The following is an 18352-nucleotide window of genomic DNA, read 5'->3' as shown; positions in this document are numbered from 1 at the left end:
CAGGAAAAGCGCCAGGCGCCAAGCGCTTATTTGGCGGCAAGAATATCCCGTACCGCTTCAGCAAGTTGCTGGACCGAAAAGGGTTTTGGCAGAAAAGCGACATTATCGAGATCGATCGACTTGCGAAGCTGCTCTTCCGCATAGCCCGACATGAACAATATCGGCAGGTCAGGCCAGCGCGCGCGGATCTTCCGCGCCATGCTGGGACCATCCATCACCGGCATCACCACGTCCGAAACCAGCAGATCCGGCTTTTCGATCGTCTCGATCGTCTCCAGTGCGATTTCGCCATTGGCGGCCGTGATCACCGTATAGCCCTGGCGACTGAGCGCCCGGTCGGCAATGGCGCGGACCATGTCCTCGTCTTCCACCACCAGGATGGTACCGGTGCCCCAAAGATCGGCAGGCTTTTCCTTGACAACAGGTAGCTTGGCCACCGCCGCTTCGGCCGCAGCATGGACCGGCAGATAGATGGTGAACTGGGCGCCGCCTTCCGGCCCGTTCTCCGCAAAGATATAGCCGCCCGACTGTTTGATGATGCCATAGACGGTCGAAAGGCCGAGGCCGGTGCCCTTGCCGACTTCCTTGGTGGTGAAGAACGGTTCCCAGATCTTGGTGAGGATGTCGGCGGGAATGCCGGTGCCGGTGTCGGAAATGCGCAACGCGGTATAGTCGCCGACCGGCAGCACATCCTCGTCCATCCGGCGCACTTCCGCAGCGGGCACCGCCATCGTCTCGATCGTCAGCGTGCCGCCGCCGCTCGGGTTCTTTGACAGCATCGCGTCGCGGGCGTTGACGGCAAGATTGACCACCACCTGTTCGAGCTGGCCCGGATCGGCGCGCACCGGCCCCAGATTGCGGCCGTGCTTGACGTCGAGCAGCACCGTTTCGCCGAGCAGGCGCTTGAGGAGGTTGGATACTTCCGAAATCACGTCCGGCAGTTGCAGCACCTGCGGGCGCAACGTCTGCTGGCGCGAAAAGGCTAGCAGCTGGCGCGTCAGGCTGGCGGCGCGGTTAGAATTGGCGCGGATTTGCTGGATGTCGTCATAATCGCTGTCGCCAGGCGAATGGCGCATCAGCATCAGGTCGCAATGACCGATGATCGCGGTGAGGATGTTGTTGAAGTCATGCGCGACGCCGCCGGCAAGCTGGCCGACCGCCTGCATCTTGGTAGCCTGCGCCACCTGGCGCTTCAGCTTTCCTTCCTCGCCCGTATCGCGCACGCTGAGCAGCACCGCCGCGTCGCCCAGCCCGCGCGCGCCTGCAATGGTAATGGCGATCGGCTCTTCGGGCGCGTCGTTGAGACGGACGGTGATTTCGAGCGACTGCGGCGCCCCTGCGGCGAAACGGCGTACGGCATCGGCCAGCGTGGCCTTGTCCTCGCGCACCACCAGATCGCCAGGATAGAGCGGTGGCGCGGCGGGATTGACGCGGGCAGCACGCACAAAGGCGTCGTTCATGCTGCTGAAGCGGCCATCGCGATCGACCAGCGCGAGGCCGGAGGGAAGCAGCGCGATCAGCGAACGCACATGCGCAGAGGCGCTGCCGCCGATCGCCGGTGCAGGCGGGGCGCTGACTTCCTCGTCGAGCAGCGCGACGAGCAGCGGCGCGTCCTCGTCCTCCAGAAACGGGATCTGCAGCACGCGCAGCGGCGTACCGTTCCCGCCCTCTCGCTCGAAACGTACCTGGCCGGCCGAATCGGTGGTCAGGAATCGAGCGAAATCCCGTCCTTCTACAGGGGCTTCTGCGCTACCCATCGCACGCAGTCTGAACACGCGATTGGCCGAACGGATGCGGCCTTCGGGCGAGATGAGCACCGCCATCACACCGGCGCCGGCGAGCCGGTCGCCCACCTGGCCGCCGATCAGCGCCTGGACCTGCACCGCCAGATCGAGCGCTTGCACGCCGATGAATCGCCATACCAGCGAATCATCACCAATGCGCGTGATCCGCACGGTCAGCGGCGCCCCGAACGCATGGATCTCGCCGCATTGCGCCTCGCCATCGCGCCAGGCGGCACGGGCGCAGGCGCCGAGTGCAGTCTCGCCCGCCTCTCCCACTGGCAGCCCGGGTGGCGTCGGCCACCCGCCGAACAGTGCCTCGTAGCGGGGATTGGCACAGACGAGCTGGCCGGCGCGATCGGTAACCGCCAGTGCATCGTCGCTGGCCGCAGCAAGGGCATGCGCGATCATCCAGTCGGTCACCAGCGGCGGCGAAGGCGGCGCGCGGAACAGCCGCGTCGCCGCGAGCATCAGCCCCGTCGCAACGACAGTCGCGGCAACGAACCCCGCCGCGACGGCGCGCTCGCCGATGGTGAGCAGCACGACGCCGGCCGCCAGCACGCCGGCCGCCGCCGCCGCGAGCAGCGGCAGCAGCACCGACGGGCGCGGCAGGTCGACGTCTTCGGGCAGGGTTGCCATGGGCTATCGATGTTCGGTCGCCCGACGCGGGTCAAGCGCCGAGTGCGTCCCCGCCCGCAGATCGCGCGCGGGGATACAGGCGCACATCACCAGATGCGGACGCGCTTGTCCGGGCTGAGATACAGCTTGTCGCCGGGGGCGGGCTGATAGGCACCGTACCAGGGATCGAGATTGCGCACGACCCATGCCCGCTGCTGCGACGGCGAGTGCGGATCGGTGAGCAGCCGCTGCCGCAGATTGGCCTCGCGATAGTTGCGGCGCCATACCTGCGCCCAGCCGAGATAGAAGCGCTGGTCGCCGGTGGTGCCGTCGATCACCGGCGCTTCCTTGCCGTCCAGCGACTTCTTGTAGGCGTCATAGGCGACGGTGAGGCCGGCGAGGTCGGCAACATTCTCGCCCAGCGTGTTGCGGCCCTTCACATGCATGCCGGGCAGCGGCTCATAAGCGTCATATTGCGCGACCAGCGCATCGGTGCGCGCCTTGAACGCCGCGACGTCGGCCGGAGTCCACCAATCGGTCAGGCGACCTTCCTTGTTGTACTTGGCACCCTGGTCGTCGAAGTGATGGCTCAGCTCATGACCGATCACCGCGCCGATGCCCCCATAGTTGACCGCCGGATCGGCATTGGGATCGAAGAAGGGCGGCTGGAGAATCGCAGCCGGGAAGACGATCTCGACCATGCCGAAATTGGCATAGGCGTTCACTTCCATCGGGGTCATCCCCCATTCCCAGCGCTGCAGCGGCTTGCCGAGATGGCCGATATTATAGGCGTGCTGCCACTGATTGGCGCGCTGCGCATTGCCGAACGCATCACCGGCGACGACCTGCAGGTCCGAATAGTCGCGCCAGCGATCGGGATAGCCGATCTTGGGGGTGAAGGCGGCGAGCTTCGCATGCGCCTTCACCTTGGTTTCGGGCGACATCCAGTCGAGCTGATCGATGCGCGCGTCCATCGCAGCGATGACGTTCTTGACCAGCCGGTCGGCCGCCGCCTTGGTTTCCGGCGGGAAATATTTGGCGACATAGACCTTGCTGACTTCGTCGGACAGCGCAGCGGTGGTGAAGTTTACGGCCCGCTTCCAGCGCGCTTCCTGTTCCGGCGTGCCGGACAGGACGGTGCCTTCAAAGGCGAAATCCTCCTTGTCGATCGCGCTGGGCAGCACGTCCGAATAGGCGCTGAGCGAGCGAACGAGCAACTGGTCCTTCAGCACGTCGAGCGGCGTGGTCTGGAGCAGCTTGGCGATGCCGGCAATCGCGCTGGGCTGCGCGACGATGACGGTATCGACCGGCGCACCGATGCCCGTGAAATAGGTCTTGAAGTCAAAGCCCGGGGCCAGCTTGGTCAGCGCGGCGACGGTCATCTTGTTATAGGTGTTGTTGACGTCGCGGCTGCGCTCGCGGGTCCACTGGACTTCGGCGACCTTGGTCTCGAAGGCGAGGATCGCCTTGGCCCGCGCGGCGGCATTGGCTTCACCGGCCAGCGTCAGCATTGCGGCGAGGTGCTTTTCATAGGCTGCGCGCGTCTCGGCGAACTTCGCGTCCTTCAGCAGATAATAGTCGCGATCCGGCAGGCCGATGCCGCCCTGGCCCAGCGACAACGCATAGGTTTCGGGCTCCTTGTCGTCCTGGCCGACATAGGCGCCGAACGGCCCGGCGACGCCGTTGCGTGCCGCCTGGGCATAGAGCGCGGGGAGCCCCGCCTTGGCCCTCACAGCCTTGATCGTACCGAACCAGGGCTGGATCGGCGCGAGGCCCTTGGCATCGATAGCCGCAGTGTCGAGATAGGTCGCGTAGGCCGTGCCGATCTTCGAGGCGGGATCAGCCTTGGCGGCTTCGAGGATGTCGTGCGTGCGCTGCTTCGACAGATCGTCGATCACGTTGAACGCGCCATAATTGGACTTGTCGGCCGGGATCGGCGTGTTCTTGGCCCAGGTGCCGTTGGCATAGCCGTAGAAATCGTCGCCGGGACGGATCGAAGCGTCCATGCCGGCCGTGTCGAAGCCGAAATCGCCATATTGCGGCTTGGGCTTGGGTGACGGTGCCGGCAGCGGCACAGGAGAGGGTTCGGCGGCTGTGGTCTGGCCCCGGGCATCCTGATGCGCGGTGGCGCACGCAGTGAGCAAGGCAGGCGCGGCAAAGATGGTGGTGGCAAGCAGAAGCGGGCGCATCGACAACCTCTCGTGAAAGAATATGTCGCGTCTTAACCGCTTAATACGGCCCGTCAATCTGCGCCGATGGCCGCACCGCTCATCCGATCGCGCAGCCGCCGCCGGCGCTTGCGGGCGATCCACAGCCGCCACAGCAATGCGCTGCCGAAATAGCCGAGGGTCGCCAGTGCCAGGCTGATCGTCAGCAGCCCGGTAAGCGTCGCGGGTCCCGCCTCGCGCAGCAACCAGTCGAGCCAGCCGGGCGCTGCACTCGCTTCCGCCACCACCGCCGGCCCCAGCATCCAGCTGCCAAGCCAATAGGCCGCAACCCACAGCGGCGGCGTGGTGAAGGGATTGGTGAGGAAGGTCGTCGCCGCGGCAGCCGGAATATTCGCGCGGAGCGGCAGCGCCAGCAATGCCGAGGCGGGGATTTGCCCCATCGGGATCAGGATACCCGTCACCATCCCCAGCGCGACGCCGCGCGGCACCGAGCGGCGGGTGAAGCGCCAGAGCGAGGAATGCATCACCCGGCCGGCAACCGGACGCAGCCAGCGATTGCCTTCGATCGATTCGCGGCTGGGCACTGCCTTGTCGGCCAGCCGCTGCAGGCGCCCCGGGCGCGGCGCCTCAGCCACGGTCGCGCAGGAGGCGCGATTGCTCGCGCTTCCAGTCCCGTTCTTTGATCGTCTCGCGCTTGTCATGCGTCTTCTTGCCCTTGGCCAGCGCCAGCTCCACCTTCGCACGGCCCTTGCCGTTGAAATAGATGGAGAGCGGCACCAGCGTCATGCCCTCGCGGGCAACGGCGCCATGAAGCTTGTTGATCTCGCGTTCGTGCAACAGCAATTTGCGCGGGCGCTTCGGCTCATGGTTGAAGCGGTTGCCGTGGCTGAATTCGGGGATGTTGGCATTGATGAGCCACACCGCCTCGTTCTTGATCTCGGCATAGGCCTCGGCAATCGAGCCTTCGCCGAAGCGCAGCGACTTCACTTCGGTACCGCTCAACACCAGGCCGGCTTCATAAGTCTGTTCGATGAAATAGTCGAAACGCGCGCGCCGGTTCTCGGCGACGGTCTTCACCTTGTCGAAAGTTGTGGGACGCGGACGGGCCATAAGGCCGTGCGATGTAGGGACAGCAAGGCCCGAGCGCCAGACGTTTGTTGGCGCCCGGGCAATCGGGTCAGATCAGGCCGGCAAATTCCAGCGCGGCGTCGACGGCCTTGCGGCTTACCTCGCCTGCCGGCGTCATCGGCAGACGGAGCTCCTGCGGAAAGCCCGGCCGCACACGGCCCAGCGCATATTTCACCGGCCCCGGCGAGGCGTCGGTGAACATCGCAATGTGGAGCGGATAGAGCAGGTCGTGCAGTTCCAATGCCTTTGCGGTGTCGCCTGCCGCCCAGGCTGCCTGAAAATCGGCACAGAGCCGCGGCGCGACATTGGCCGTGACGGAGATACAGCCCACTCCGCCCATCGCGTTGAAGGCGAGCGCGGTCTCATCATTGCCCGAAAGCTGGACGAAGCCCGCGCCGCAGCCGGCCCGCTGTTCCGACACGCGCGAAAGATTGCCGGTTGCGTCCTTCACACCGACAAAACGGTCCGGAAAGGCCTCAACGATCCGCGCCATGGTTGCCGGAAGGATGTCCGTCACCGTCCGGCCCGGCACGTTATAGAGCACGATCGGCAGGTCCGTCGCGTTCGCCACCGCTTCAAAATGCCGGAAAATGCCTTCCTGGCTGGGGCGGTTGTAATAAGGCGGCACCATCAGCACGGCGTCGGCGCCTGCGTCCTTTGCGGCATGGACATTGGCGATCGCGACGGTCGTGTCGTTCGAGCCGGCACCGGCCAGGATTTTCACCCGGCCTTTCGCCTGATCGGCACAGACGCGGACGACATGGAAATGCTCGTCCTTGGGCATCGTCGCCGCTTCGCCGGTGGTGCCGCAGGGCACGAGCGCAGCCGAGCCCTGCTCGATCTGCCATTCGACAAGGGCGCGGAAATCCTCCTCCGCGAAGCTGCCGCCCCGGAACGGAGTGACCAGCGCGGGGATCGAACCTGAAAACATCCGCGGAATCATCCTTATTTTGTCGATTACGGGCTGGCGCATAGGGCGCGATTCCGTATCATGTCCAGCATGGTCGGTACGGTAATCAAAGGCGCGTTGTTGTTTGCCGGGATTTCGGGACTGGCAGCATCCTCGCAGGTGACGCCTGCGATGCTGGTGGCGCTTGCCCATGGCGTGGTGCCGCAGGCACAGGCACAATATGATCCGGTGGCGACAGCGCTCGCCGAATGGAAGCGGCTGCAGCAATCGGACAATTGGCCGTTCAGCGACTATGCCAATTTCCTGCTCGCCCATCCGGGCTGGCCAGGCGAGAAAAGCCGGCGTGCCGCAGCGGAGACCGTGCTCGAAAGCGGCGCCACAGCGCCGGACCTGACGATCCGCTACTTCACGCGCTTCCCACCGATCACGCCGGCCGGCCGCATCCGCTATGCCGAAGCGCTGGCCGCCAATGGACAGCGCGCCGATGCCGAGGATCAGGCGCGCCGCGCATGGCAATCGGGCATTCTCCGCGTCGCCGATGAAAGCCGCCTGTTCGCGATGTTCGGCAGCGCGCTGCGCCCCGCCGACCACGACGCGCGGGCCGACAAGCTGATCTGGCAGGGCGCGATCAGCAGCGCCGTTCGCCAGCTTGCCTATACTTCGCCGGAAAACCGGCCGCTGTTTGAGGCGCGTATCGCCTTGCGCAGCAACAGCGCCGATGCCGCCGCCAAAGCGGCACTGGCGGAGGCCCGCGGGCGCAGCGACCCGGGCTTTATCGCCGATCGCGCCCGCTGGCTTCGCGAGACCGGGCAGGTTCAGGCGATGCGCGCCTATCTCGCCCAGCCACGGCAAATGACGGGCTTACCGGCCGATCCTGAGAAATGGTTTGAACTTTTGCTGGGTGCGGCGCGCGGTGCCGCAAGCGACGGCCAATATGACCTGGCCTATCGCATCGCCTCGCAAGTCGACGATGCGTTTCCTCTCGGCACCAACATAAGCGAGCTGTCGCTGGGTATCCGCGACGACTACACCAGCCTGGTGTGGCTGGCGGGCAGCACGGCGCTGTACAATCTGGGGCGCCCCACCGATGCAATAGCGATGTTCGACCGCTATTCACGCGGATCGCGGACGCCGCAGACTCAGTCCAAGGGTTTGTACTGGGCGGGTCGCGCTGCCGAGATGGCGGGCAACCGCGAGCTGGCGCAAGGCTATTACACCCGCGCCAGCGGCTATCCGGACCTGTATTACGGCCAACTCGCCGTCGAACGGAGCGGCCGCCCGCTGCAGGGGCCGCCCGATCTCAGCGCCCGCAAGGCCAGCGCTGCGGCACGCGACGCCTTTTACCGCAGCGAAGTGGTGCGCGCGGCGCAGATACTCGGCACGATGGGCAACCGCACCGACCAGGGGCTGTTCATCCGCCAGATCGCGCAGGATGCCCGCACCGACGACGACCATATCCTCGCCGCCGAACTGAGCCGAACGATCGGCCGCCCTGATCTGGGCGTGATGGTGGGGCGCAGCGCGCTGCAGAACGGCCTGTCCGACTATACCGCCGCCGGCTACCCTTCCGTACCAGTGCCGGAGAACCAGCGCGATTACTGGACGATCATCCATGCGATCGCCCGGCAGGAAAGCCAGTTCGACCGCGACGCGGTGAGCCATGCCGGCGCACGCGGGCTGATGCAGCTGATGCCCGGCACCGCCCGCGAGACGGCAAGCAAGCTGGGCATGAGCTATGATCCTTCAGCGCTCAACGCCAATACCGATTATAATATCGAGCTCGGTTCCACCTACTTCCAGCGGATGCTGAACCTGTACGGCGGCAATTATCCGCTCGCGGTCGCAGCCTATAATGCCGGGCCTGGCAATGTGAACAAATGGCTGCGCGCCTATGGCGATCCGCGCCTGCCGGGCGGTGACATGGTGCGCTGGGTCGAGCAGATTCCGATCTTCGAGACGAAGAACTATGTTCAGCGCGTGCTGGAAAATGCCGTGGTGTACGACCTGATGCACCCGGAACATGCCCGCAGCCGCGGCCCCGCCAATCTCAGCTGGTATCTGGGCAAGAACCAGCCGGGCTGATAGCGCACTCCCGATGCACGATCGGCCCAATTACATCACGCCAGCCGGCTATGCCGCGCTAAAGGCGGAATATGACCAGTTGTTCGCGGAAGAGCGCCCCAAGCTGGTCGACACCATCGCCTGGGCGGCGGGGAATGGCGATCGCTCCGAAAATGGCGATTACATCTATGGTCGCAAGCGGCTGCGCGAGATCGACCGGCGGCTGGGCTGGCTGGCGAAACGGATGAAGGCAGCCAAGGTGGTGGACCCGGCGCGGCAAGAGGATCGCACCCGCGTCTTCTTCGGCGCGACTGTCACCATTGCCGATGAAGATGACCAACACCGCACGCTGACGCTGGTTGGCGATGACGAGGCCGATGCGGGGAAGGGCCGGGTCGGCTGGAATGCGCCGCTGGCGCGCGCGCTGCGCGGCGCGGCGGTGGGCGATCTGCGCAAGGTGATGCTGCCTGCCGGCGAACGCGAATATGAAGTAATTGCCATCATTTACCCGTGACGCGATGGGGCCTGCCAAAGCTGCGGCGGACGGTGGCGACACCCGGCTCCCCTGCCCGGCATGGCTGCTAAGGTATTGGCGCCGGGCGAACCGGCGCGTTTGAAAGAGGCGTATGACGCAACAGCGTATTCTGGTTTCGGGACGTGTGCAGGGGGTTGGCTATCGCGATTGGGTGGTGCGGACCGCACAGCGCAGCGGCGTGACCGGCTGGGTCCGCAATCTGAAGGACGGCCGGGTAGAGATGGTGGCATCGGGAGAGGAAGAGGCGGTGCAGGCGCTGGTCGAGGCGTGCCGCGAAGGCCCCCCGCTCGCCCGCGTCGAGCATGTCGAGGCACAGGTGATTCCGGAAGACCGGCCGCACAAGGGCTTCACCAAGCGGTTTACGGCCTGAGGGGCCGGGCGGTCGCTCTCACCTTTCCGGCGTTTCGCGCCTCTTTCCCTCTCCCAAAGGGAGAGGGAAACGGGCCGCCCCGAGACAGTGGGAAGGGTGCGAGTGATCCCGCCCCTCCCCCTGTCGCCGGCTCAGCGCGTCAGCTTCTTGTAGGCCAGCGCGGTCGGACGATCGGCGGCGTCGCCCAGGCGGCGGCGCTTGTCTTCCTCATAGGCTTCGAAATTGCCCTCGAACCATTCGACATGGCTGTTGCCTTCGAAAGCGAGGATGTGCGTGGCGAGACGATCGAGGAAGAAGCGATCGTGGCTGATCACCACGGCGCAGCCCGCGAAATTCTCGATCGCCTCTTCCAGCGCGCCCAGCGTTTCCACGTCGAGGTCGTTGGTCGGTTCGTCGAGCAGCAGCACGTTGCCGCCCCGCTTCAGCATCTTGGCGATGTTGACGCGGTTACGCTCACCACCGGAGAGCTTGCCGACATTCTTCTGCTGGTCCTGGCCCTTGAAGTTGAACGCGCCGACATAGGCGCGGGTCGACATATCGTGGCCGTTGACCTTCATATAATCGAGCCCGTCCGAGATTTCCTCCCAGACATTCTTGCTGTCGTCGAGGTGATCGCGGCTCTGGTCGACATAGCCCAGGCGCACGGTCGAGCCGATGTCGATCTCGCCCGAATCCGGCGTTTCCTGGCCGGTGATGATCTTGAACAGCGTCGATTTGCCGGCGCCGTTCGGCCCGATCACGCCGACGATGCCACCCGGCGGGAGCATGAACGACAGGTTCTCGAACAGCAGCTTGTCGCCATACGCCTTGGAGATGTTCTTCGCCTCGATCACCTTGCCGCCCAGACGCTCGGGCACCTGGATGACGATCTGGGCCTTGCCGGGCGTGCGGTTTTCCTGGCTGGCGACGAGCTGCTCGAACTTGGCGATACGCGCCTTCGACTTGGTCTGGCGGGCTTTGGCGCCCTGCCGGATCCACTCCAGCTCGTCCTTGATCGCCTTCTGGCGGCCGGTCGCCTCGCGGTCTTCCTGCTCGAGGCGCTTGGCCTTCTTTTCCAGATAGGTCGAGTAGTTGCCCTCGTACGGGAAATACTTGCCGCGGTCGATTTCGAGGATCCAGCCAACCACATTATCGAGGAAATAGCGGTCGTGGGTGATCATCAGCACCGCACCGGCATATTCCTTCAGGTGGTTTTCCAGCCAGCGGACGCTTTCGGCATCCAGGTGGTTGGTCGGTTCGTCCAGCAGCAGGATCGACGGCTTCTGGATGAGCAGGCGGGTGAGCGCGATGCGGCGCTTTTCACCGCCCGACAGGTTCTCGACCGGCCAGTCGGAAGGCGGGCAGCGCAGCGCTTCCATTGCGACTTCGAGCTGGTTGTCGAGCGTCCAGCCGTCGACGGCATCGATCTTGGCCTGCAGCTCGCCCATTTCTTCCATGAGCGCGTCGAAATCGGTGTCGTCCTTGGGATCGCCCATCTCGGCCGAAATGGCGTTGAAGCGATCGACCATGTCCGCCACTTCGCGCGCGCCGTCCTTGACGTTCTCCAGCACGTTCTTGGTCGGATCGAGCTGCGGCTCCTGCGGCAGATAGCCGACGGTGATGTTCTCACCCGGCCATGCCTCGCCGGCGAAATCCTTGTCGATGCCGGCCATGATCTTCATCAGCGTCGACTTGCCGGCGCCGTTGGGGCCGACGATGCCGATCTTGGCACCCTGATAGAATTGCAGGTTGATGTTGTTCAGCACCGGCTTGGGGGCGCCGGGGAAGGTCTTGGTCATGTCCTTCATGACGAAGGCGTATTGCGCTGCCACGGTGGCGGGTCTCCGTTGCGAAATTCGGGATGCTGGAAAGTCGTGCGGCATGTAGCGATGCGGGCGCGGGTTGGCAACGAGGCGGGCCGCGCCCCATTGCAATCGGGCCGTCGCGGGCTAGCATCCGCCGCATGACCAAACGCCTCACGCTCGCGGCCGCTGCCGCACTCGCCCTGCCCCTGCCCGCTCTAGCCCAAACTGCGCCCGATCCGGTGGCGGTTCGCGAGGCGGCGCTGAACGATACGATCGCGTGGGACGTTGTCGAAGGCCTCACCACCGAGGTGGGCCAGCGCCTCGCCGCGACCGAGGCGGAAGCGCGGGCGCGGGCCTGGGGCGTGAAGAAACTGACCACGCTGGGGTTCCAGAACGTCCATATCGAAACCTATCGGATGCCGGTCTGGGTACGCGGCGTGGAAACTGCCGAAGTGCTCGGCTCCTCCGCCCAGAAGCTGACGATCACTGCGCTCGGCTATTCGGGTTCGACCGGCGCAACGCCCTTGGAGGCGGAGGTGGTCTATTTCCCCACGCTCGCCGATCTGCAGGCGGCGCCGGCAGGTAGCCTGAGGGGCAAGATCGCCTTTGTCAGCCACAGCATGACCGCGACGCAGGACGGTTCGCAATATGGCTATTATGGCGCAGTGCGACGGTCCGGTCCCGCGCTTGCAGCCTCGAAAGGTGCTGCGGCGATCCTGATCCGGTCGATCGGCACCGATTATCACCGCAACCCGCACACCGGCGTCACCAACTGGCCCAAAGGCGTGACGCCGATCGCCGCCGCCGCGCTATCGGTACCCGATGCCGAGCAGCTCGAACGGCTCGTGAAGCGGGGCCCCGTGAAGCTGCGGCTGACCGTGACCCCGCAATTCATGGGCGAGGCGGAGTCGGGCAATGTAATTGCCGACATTCCGGGCAGCGACCCCAAGGCCGGCATCATCGTCGTCGGCGGGCATCTCGATAGCTGGGATCTGGGCACCGGCGCGATCGACGACGGCGCCGGCGTGGCGATCACCACCGCCGCCGCGCTTCAGACTGCCAAGGCCGGTCAGCCGCGCCGCACGATCCGCGTCGTGTGGTTCGGCGCCGAAGAAGTGGGCGGCTTTGGCGGCGAAGCCTATGCGAAGGCGCACGCGGCCGACCGGCATGTGCTCGCGATGGAATCCGATTTCGGCGCCGACCGCATCTGGAAGTTCGAAGTCAATCTGCCCGATAGCGCCAACGCTGTCGCCGACCGCGTCGAGACTGCACTCGCCCCGCTCGGCATTTCGCGCGGGCGCAGCATCGCCGGCGGTGGCACCGATGTGGAGCCGATCCTGCGTGGCAAGGTAGGCACGATCGGTCTTTCCCAGTCGGGCATGCGCTATTTCGACTATCACCACACGCCCGACGACACGCTCGACAAGATCGATCCGGCGCAGCTGCGCCAGAATGTAGCGGCCTGGGCGGCGATGCTGACGGTCGCCGCGAATGCGCCCGAAGAGATTGGTACCGTGACGTCTGCCAGCCGCGAGTGATGGAAGAACACGGTCAGAACTGCCCCATTTTTGACCAAAATGTGGCAATCATGGCTGGTTTGTGATTGACGCTTGCGCGCCTGCCGCTATGTCAGTCGCCACGCAACGCGGCTTTCGGCCCAGCTGCGAAACGTTTCGAAGATAAAAAGGAGCACCATGATGAAGAAGCTTCTCGGTATGGCTGCGGTCGCCAGCCTGATCACGCTTTCGGCTTGCGGCGGCGGCGAGACCAACACTGCCGACACCGCCAACCAGACCGAAGCGAATGCTTCGATCTATCAGGAAGGCGCCGACAACAGCGCCAATGCTGCGGCTGACGCCGCCATCGGCAACGCTGCCGACGCAAACGCCACCGCTCCGGTCGGCAACGCACAGTAATCTGCCGGCATCGCGCCCTGTGGCGCGACGCAGATGCTATTGGGGGCGCCTCCCGGTGGGGGCGCCCCTTCTGTATTTCTCCGCTGCTGGCTAAAAACCCGCGCGTGCTTGCCGACAAAGGGTCCGGTTGATGAATTCCGCATTTCGCCGCCCCTGGTGGCGCCTGCTCTATACCTGGGTGCTGATTGGCATCGCCGCTGGTGCCATGGTCGGTTATTGGCTGCCCGGCACAGGCGCGGCGCTGCAGCCGCTGGCGGACGGGTTCATCGCGCTGGTGAAGATGGTGATCCCGCCGGTGATTTTTCTCACCGTCGTCACTGGCATCGCCGGTTCGCACGGCGTCGGGCGGCTGGGGCGCGTTGCGGCGAAGGCGTTCGGCTATTTCCTCGTCTTTTCGACGCTCGCGCTGATCGTCGGCCTGATCGTCGCCCATGTGCTGCAGCCCGGCGCGGCGATGCATGTCGACCCGCGTACGCTGGACGCGGCTGCCGTACACGGCTTTGCCGAAAAGGCGCATGAATCGACGCTCAGCCGCTTCCTGCTGGCGATCATCCCGACCACCCTCGTCTCCGCCTTCACCAGCGGCTCGATCCTGCAGGTGCTGCTGGTGGCGATCCTGTTCGGCGTCGCGTTGGGCGCGGTGGGCGAACCGGCACGGCCGGTAACCGACCTGCTCGAGCGGCTTTCGCACGTGATCTTCCGGCTGGTCGCGATGGTGATGTGGGCCGCGCCGGTGGGAGCCTTTGGCGCAATGGCCTTCACCATCGGGCGTTACGGCCTGCACACGCTGCTGAGCCTGGGGGCGCTGGTCGGCACCTTCTATCTCACGTCCGCGCTGTTCGTCCTCGTCGTGCTGGGCACGGTCTGCGCGCTCAACGGCTTCTCGATCCTCAAGCTGCTCCGCTACCTGAGGGCGGAATTGCTGCTGGTGCTCGGCACGTCTTCGTCGGAAGCAGCCCTGCCCGCGCTGATCGACAAGATGCAGCGTGCCGGTGCCGCCCGCGAGATCGTCGGCGTGGTCGTACCCGCCGGCTATTCGTTCAATCTCGACGGCACCAATATCTATATGACGCTGGCGGCGCTGTTCATTGCCCAGGCGACCGGCGTGCACCTTACGCTGGGCGAGCAACTCGGCCTGCTCGGGGTAGCGATGCTGAGCTCGAAGGGTGCGGCGGGCGTCACCGGTGCGGGGTTCATCACGCTCGCCGCCACGCTGGCGATCGTGCCGAAGGTGCCGATCGCCGGCATGGCACTCATTCTGGGCGTCGACCGTTTCATGAGCGAATGCCGCAGCCTCACCAATTACATCGGCAACGCCGTCGCCACGCTGGTTGTTGCCCGTTGGGAAGGCGCGCTCGACCGGGCCGCGCTGAAGGCGGCGCTCGATGCGGGTGATGCGCCGGTGACAGGCGAATGACCGCCCCACCGGCATGTTACGAGGCGAACCCTTGAATTTCCTGCTCGCCGATGACGATCCGGTTTTCGCCGACACGCTGGCCGATGCACTGGCCCGGCTCGGGCACCAGATAGTGCGCTTTGAGGATGGCAGGGCCGTGCTGGAGGCGCTCGACCGCGAGCAGTTCGACGCCGTCCTGCTGGACCGAACCCTGCCCCGGCTCGACGGGCTGAGCGTGGTCGAACGCCTGCGCGCCGGGGGCAAGACGCTGCCCGTGCTGATGCTCAGCAGTTGCAGCAACTCGCAGGAAGCCGTGGAAGCACTCGACGCGGGCGCCGACGACCATGCGGTCAAATCGATGCCGGCGGCGGAAATAGAAGCACGGTTGCGCGCGCTGGTGCGGGGCCGGCAATGGCAGGCCGGCGATGGCGACAGCCTGCGCGCGGGCGACATCGTCGTCAGCCCGACGCGCCACCGCGCCTGGCGCGGCGAGCGCGCACTGCATCTCTCCAAACTCGAACTGGCGCTGCTCACCGAACTGGTACGCAATCGCGACACTGTGCTGACGCGCCCGGTACTGCTCCAGCGCATCTGGGGGTATGAACGCCCGCCCGCGACCAACATCGTCGAAGCGCAGGTCCGCGCACTGCGGCGGAAGCTCGCACCTGAAGGCGGCCCCAGTCCGATCATTACGGTACGTGGCGTGGGTTATCTGATCCGCGGCTAACCCCGAGGGAAAAATACGGAAACAAAAAGGGGCCGGCTGCGATCGCGGCCGGCCCCATTCTTTTGTCGTTCGAGCCTATCAGAACTTCAGGCTGACTTCGCCGCCCCAGGTGCGCGGCGAGTTGAAGTTGGCATAGTCGCCCAGGATGCCGCCGTAGCTGGTCGAAACCAGCTGGCCGTTGGCACCATAGTTGAGGACCGGCGACGAGTTCGCTGCCGAGCGACGATAGATGTAGGTCGTATCGAGCAGGTTGCGTGCCCAGATCGAGAAGGTGACCTTGTTGTGATCCGACACCCGGATGTCGGCGAGCGAGATGCGGCCGTTCATCACGAAGTTGGCATCGGTCTTGGTCGGCTCGAGCTGGAAGCTGTACTGGCTGCTCGAATAGTTGCCGTCGAGGTGCAGGCGAACGGTCGCATCGCCGTTGCCGACCGGCACCGCATAGTCGATCGAGCCCGACGCCGCGTTCTTCGGCGTGTAGACGATGTACAGCTGCTGCGCCGGGGCACCCGGGGTCAGCGGGTTCACCGCCGACGGCGCACGCCAGTAGGTGTAGGCGTACGAGGCGTTGAGCGTCAGGCCCTGCACCGGCGCCACGGTCAGATCCGCTTCGATACCGCGGATCTTGCTCTGGCCGGCGTTGGTCGTCTGCTCGATGTGGCTGCCGTTGGTCGGGCTCTGGCCGTTCGTGTCGAAATAGTCGAAGTCGAACTGGGTGTTCGAACGGTCCATGATGAAGCCCGCCAGGTTCAGGCGTGCCTTGCGGTCCCAGAATTCCATCTTGGCACCGACTTCATACGACTTCACCGCTTCCGGGCCGAAGGCGTTGAACTGGAGCGAACGGTCGTTCGCACCGCCGGCGCGGAAGCCGGTCGCATACTTGGCGTAGAGATGGATGTCGCGGCTCGCGTCGAACGCGATGTTGATCATCGGATCGAAGCGGCTGATGCTGTTGCTGAAGCCGAACGGCGACACGGTACCGGGGACCGCCAGATCAGCGCGGTTGTTCACGACATAGAGCGTGCCGTGACGCTTGTCCTTGGTCCAGCGACCGCCGACGGTGATGTGCACCACATCACCGAGCGCCGCCGGTGTGTAGGTCAGGTTACCGAACAGCGAGTAGTTGTGGTCCACCGCCTGGCTGGCGCGGGTGATGAACTGGCAGCTGTTCGCGAACTGCGGCACCGTCGTCGCAAGCGTGTTGTTGCACGACGGATCGAACTGCTGATAGCCCGAGTTCGCGCCGGTGATCGCGCTGGAGTTGCCCGGGATGGGGCTGCGGATCGTGTAGGCAGTGCCGTCCGAATTCCACTGGTTGCTCAGCGGCGTCGCGGCATATTCGGTGGCGTGCTCGGTGAAATAGTACGCGCCGACGACATAGTCGAACTCAGGCACGCTGCCGACCGCCTGGAATTCCTGGCTGAACTGGTGCTGGCGCAGGTACGACAGGCTGTAACGGCTGAAGGTGCCGGTGGTGTTGATCGCGGTGGGGTTCGCCGTGTTCGGGACGAACGGCGCGAACGAGCTACGCTCCGGACCGCCCGAGTTATCCCACTGATCGGTGCTGACACCGCGCCAAGCGGTGATCGAGCGCAGTTCGAGCCACGGGGCCGCCTTGTACTTCAGGTTCGACGAGAAGCCGTGGGTGATGTCGACGCTCGGCTGCTGCGGCACGCCGACATCGGCGACCGTCTGGCGATCGGGGTGGACGCCGACCAGCGGCCCGCGCGGCGCGATGCAGACCGGCTTGGTGCTGCCCGCGGCAATGGTGCCGCCGCAGTTGACGCCGTTCAGCTGCAGCACACCGTTGTTGAACGTGCCCACCGGCAGATTGTTGGGGTTGTAGTTGATCAGCTGGCTGTACTGCGGGGTGTTCTCGTCCTTCGCATAGTCATAGGCGAAGTCGGCGGTGAAGCCGTCAACCGGCTTCCAGCGCGCGGCGACGCGACCGCCCTTGCGGTCATAATAGTTCCAGCCGGTCGAGCCCTGGAGCGGGTCCTTCACGGTCGGATCCTGGTGCTGGTACACGCCGTCAAACTTCAGCGCGACGTTATAGAACGCCGGCAGGTCGAGATGCGCGTCGGCACTGTGGCTGCCGTAGTTGCCCACGCCCGCGTTGATGCGGCCGCCGAATTCGCCGCTCGGCGCGCGCGAAACGAGCGACAGGGCGCCGCCTTCGGTGTTGCGGCCGAACAGGGTGCCCTGCGGGCCCTTCAGCACTTCGATGCGCTCAATGTCGAACAGCGCGGCGTTCAGGCCCTGCGTCTTACCCAGAGCGACGCCGTCGATGTAGACGCCGACGCCGCCGTCACGCGCGGTCTGGTTCTGGTCGTAGGGGACGATGCCGCGGATACCGATCGTCAGCGCCGACTGGCGGGCTTCGAAGGTCGCGACGCGCAGCGACGGGATGGTGCCGTCGGCCAGATTGAACAGGCTGAGGACGTGGCGATCCTGCAGACCCTGCGTGTTGAGCACGCTGATCGAGATCGGCGTCTGCTGCAGGTTGGTTTCCCGCTTGGTCGCGGTGACGACGATCTCGCCGAGCGACTCGGTGGCAGCCTGATCATTCGCTGCGGTCTGCGGGGCCTGCTGTGCATGCGCGAGCTGGGGCGCCGCAAGCATGGCGACGCTCGCAAGCAGCCAACGCCGCCGCGAAGAGGTAATCTTCATCTCATTTTCCCCTAGTGGAATATCGTCCCTGAGTGCCAGCCGTTCCAACGTGGCTAAGCGCGCTCCTAGGCGCGGCAGATTTCAGGATCGGGAAGTTTTCATGACGCATTGCAGCGCAAATTTCTCATAATATTTTCATTTTTCCGCGTCTGCAGCGGTGAAAAATGTTACAAAGATACGCAATTCCATGCATTTCGAGCGGACCAGTGCAATGCCGCCGGTTCGCGGACCGATCAAAACCACCGAATCGGCATGAAATTGATTTTCGCTTGCACCCCATCTGCGACC

Annotated in this window: 14 protein-coding genes; 7 read left to right on the top strand and 7 right to left on the bottom strand. The window is 65.1% G+C overall.

Annotation, left to right across the window (positions count from 1 at the left end; all coding sequences use genetic code 11):
* Positions 1-26: 26 nt before the first annotated feature.
* From ACT53M_RS01285 to dapA, 5 genes are all read right to left on the bottom strand, one after another.
* Complete coding sequence (locus tag ACT53M_RS01285; RefSeq protein ID WP_476230931.1) at positions 27-2420, bottom strand: hybrid sensor histidine kinase/response regulator; 2394 nt, start codon at positions 2418-2420, stop codon at positions 27-29.
* 86 nt (positions 2421-2506) lie between these two features.
* Entirely contained in the window at positions 2507-4588 is a 2082-nt protein-coding gene (locus ACT53M_RS01280; protein WP_476230930.1) for a M13 family metallopeptidase, read from the bottom strand.
* A 53-nt stretch (positions 4589-4641) separates the two neighbouring features.
* Positions 4642-5202, bottom strand: coding sequence for a DUF2062 domain-containing protein (locus ACT53M_RS01275; RefSeq protein WP_476230928.1), 561 nt, complete (start codon positions 5200-5202; stop codon positions 4642-4644).
* On the bottom strand, positions 5195-5677 hold the full coding sequence (gene smpB / locus ACT53M_RS01270; RefSeq protein WP_476230927.1) for an SsrA-binding protein SmpB: 483 nt from the start codon (positions 5675-5677) through the stop codon (positions 5195-5197). Before smpB ends, ACT53M_RS01275 begins: the two co-directional genes overlap by 8 nt.
* A 67-nt stretch (positions 5678-5744) precedes the next feature.
* Entirely contained in the window at positions 5745-6626 is an 882-nt protein-coding gene (gene dapA / locus ACT53M_RS01265) for a 4-hydroxy-tetrahydrodipicolinate synthase (protein WP_476230925.1), read from the bottom strand.
* A gap of 69 nt (positions 6627-6695) precedes the next feature.
* On the opposite strand from dapA, the gene ACT53M_RS01260 reads away from it, so the two are divergent.
* The 3 genes from ACT53M_RS01260 to ACT53M_RS01250 all read left to right on the top strand — a co-directional run bounded on the left by ACT53M_RS01260 (position 6696) and on the right by ACT53M_RS01250 (position 9571).
* Positions 6696-8687, top strand: a complete 1992-nt coding sequence (locus tag ACT53M_RS01260) for a lytic transglycosylase domain-containing protein (protein WP_476231563.1) — start codon at positions 6696-6698, stop codon at positions 8685-8687.
* 13 nt (positions 8688-8700) lie between these two features.
* Positions 8701-9180, top strand: coding sequence for a transcription elongation factor GreB (greB, locus tag ACT53M_RS01255; RefSeq protein ID WP_476230924.1), 480 nt, complete (start codon positions 8701-8703; stop codon positions 9178-9180).
* Between the two features lie 112 nt (positions 9181-9292).
* Positions 9293-9571, top strand: a complete 279-nt coding sequence (locus ACT53M_RS01250) for an acylphosphatase (RefSeq protein WP_476230922.1) — start codon at positions 9293-9295, stop codon at positions 9569-9571.
* A gap of 131 nt (positions 9572-9702) precedes the next feature.
* Here ACT53M_RS01250 and ettA read toward each other — a convergent pair whose 3' ends face one another.
* A complete protein-coding gene (gene ettA / locus ACT53M_RS01245; RefSeq protein WP_476230921.1) occupies positions 9703-11382 on the bottom strand; it encodes an energy-dependent translational throttle protein EttA in 1680 nt (559 codons plus the stop codon).
* Between the two features lie 131 nt (positions 11383-11513).
* Between ettA and ACT53M_RS01240 the strand changes: the two genes are divergently transcribed.
* The 4 genes from ACT53M_RS01240 (at position 11514) to ACT53M_RS01225 (ending at position 15394) form a co-directional block, all read left to right on the top strand.
* Positions 11514-12893 carry a M20/M25/M40 family metallo-hydrolase gene (locus ACT53M_RS01240; RefSeq protein WP_476230920.1) on the top strand — a complete coding sequence of 460 codons (1380 nt, stop codon included), beginning with the start codon at positions 11514-11516 and terminating at the stop codon, positions 12891-12893.
* Between the two features lie 159 nt (positions 12894-13052).
* Positions 13053-13271, top strand: coding sequence for a hypothetical protein (locus ACT53M_RS01235; protein ID WP_476230918.1), 219 nt, complete (start codon positions 13053-13055; stop codon positions 13269-13271).
* Positions 13272-13401: 130 nt separating this feature from the next.
* A complete protein-coding gene (locus ACT53M_RS01230) occupies positions 13402-14688 on the top strand; it encodes a dicarboxylate/amino acid:cation symporter (protein WP_476230916.1) in 1287 nt (428 codons plus the stop codon).
* Between the two features lie 31 nt (positions 14689-14719).
* Entirely contained in the window at positions 14720-15394 is a 675-nt protein-coding gene (locus ACT53M_RS01225) for a response regulator transcription factor (RefSeq protein ID WP_476230915.1), read from the top strand.
* A 78-nt stretch (positions 15395-15472) separates the two neighbouring features.
* Here ACT53M_RS01225 and ACT53M_RS01220 read toward each other — a convergent pair whose 3' ends face one another.
* Positions 15473-18064 carry a TonB-dependent receptor gene (locus ACT53M_RS01220; RefSeq protein ID WP_476230914.1) on the bottom strand — a complete coding sequence of 864 codons (2592 nt, stop codon included), beginning with the start codon at positions 18062-18064 and terminating at the stop codon, positions 15473-15475.
* Between the last annotated feature and the right edge of the window lie 288 nt (positions 18065-18352).

The sequence above is a fragment of the Sphingomonas sp. DMC6 genome, from assembly GCF_056314225.1.
The sequence above is the reverse complement of the archived record's forward strand: the minus strand, read 5'-3'. Positions and strand labels throughout refer to the sequence as shown.

Excerpts from the sequence above, each read along its gene's own strand:
- ACT53M_RS01235 (WP_476230918.1), top strand. The coding sequence starts at position 13,053 with ATGAAGAAGCTTCTCGGTATGGCTGCGGTCGCCAGCCTGATCACGCTT.
- ACT53M_RS01285 (WP_476230931.1), bottom strand. The coding sequence starts at position 2,420 with ATGGCAACCCTGCCCGAAGACGTCGACCTGCCGCGCCCGTCGGTGCTG.
- smpB (WP_476230927.1), bottom strand. The coding sequence starts at position 5,677 with ATGGCCCGTCCGCGTCCCACAACTTTCGACAAGGTGAAGACCGTCGCC.
- ACT53M_RS01240 (WP_476230920.1), top strand. The coding sequence starts at position 11,514 with ATGACCAAACGCCTCACGCTCGCGGCCGCTGCCGCACTCGCCCTGCCC.
- ACT53M_RS01220 (WP_476230914.1), bottom strand. The coding sequence starts at position 18,064 with ATGAAGATTACCTCTTCGCGGCGGCGTTGGCTGCTTGCGAGCGTCGCC.
- dapA (WP_476230925.1), bottom strand. The coding sequence starts at position 6,626 with ATGTTTTCAGGTTCGATCCCCGCGCTGGTCACTCCGTTCCGGGGCGGC.
- ACT53M_RS01280 (WP_476230930.1), bottom strand. The coding sequence starts at position 4,588 with ATGCGCCCGCTTCTGCTTGCCACCACCATCTTTGCCGCGCCTGCCTTG.
- greB (WP_476230924.1), top strand. The coding sequence starts at position 8,701 with ATGCACGATCGGCCCAATTACATCACGCCAGCCGGCTATGCCGCGCTA.
- ACT53M_RS01250 (WP_476230922.1), top strand. The coding sequence starts at position 9,293 with ATGACGCAACAGCGTATTCTGGTTTCGGGACGTGTGCAGGGGGTTGGC.
- ACT53M_RS01230 (WP_476230916.1), top strand. The coding sequence starts at position 13,402 with ATGAATTCCGCATTTCGCCGCCCCTGGTGGCGCCTGCTCTATACCTGG.
- ACT53M_RS01260 (WP_476231563.1), top strand. The coding sequence starts at position 6,696 with ATGGTCGGTACGGTAATCAAAGGCGCGTTGTTGTTTGCCGGGATTTCG.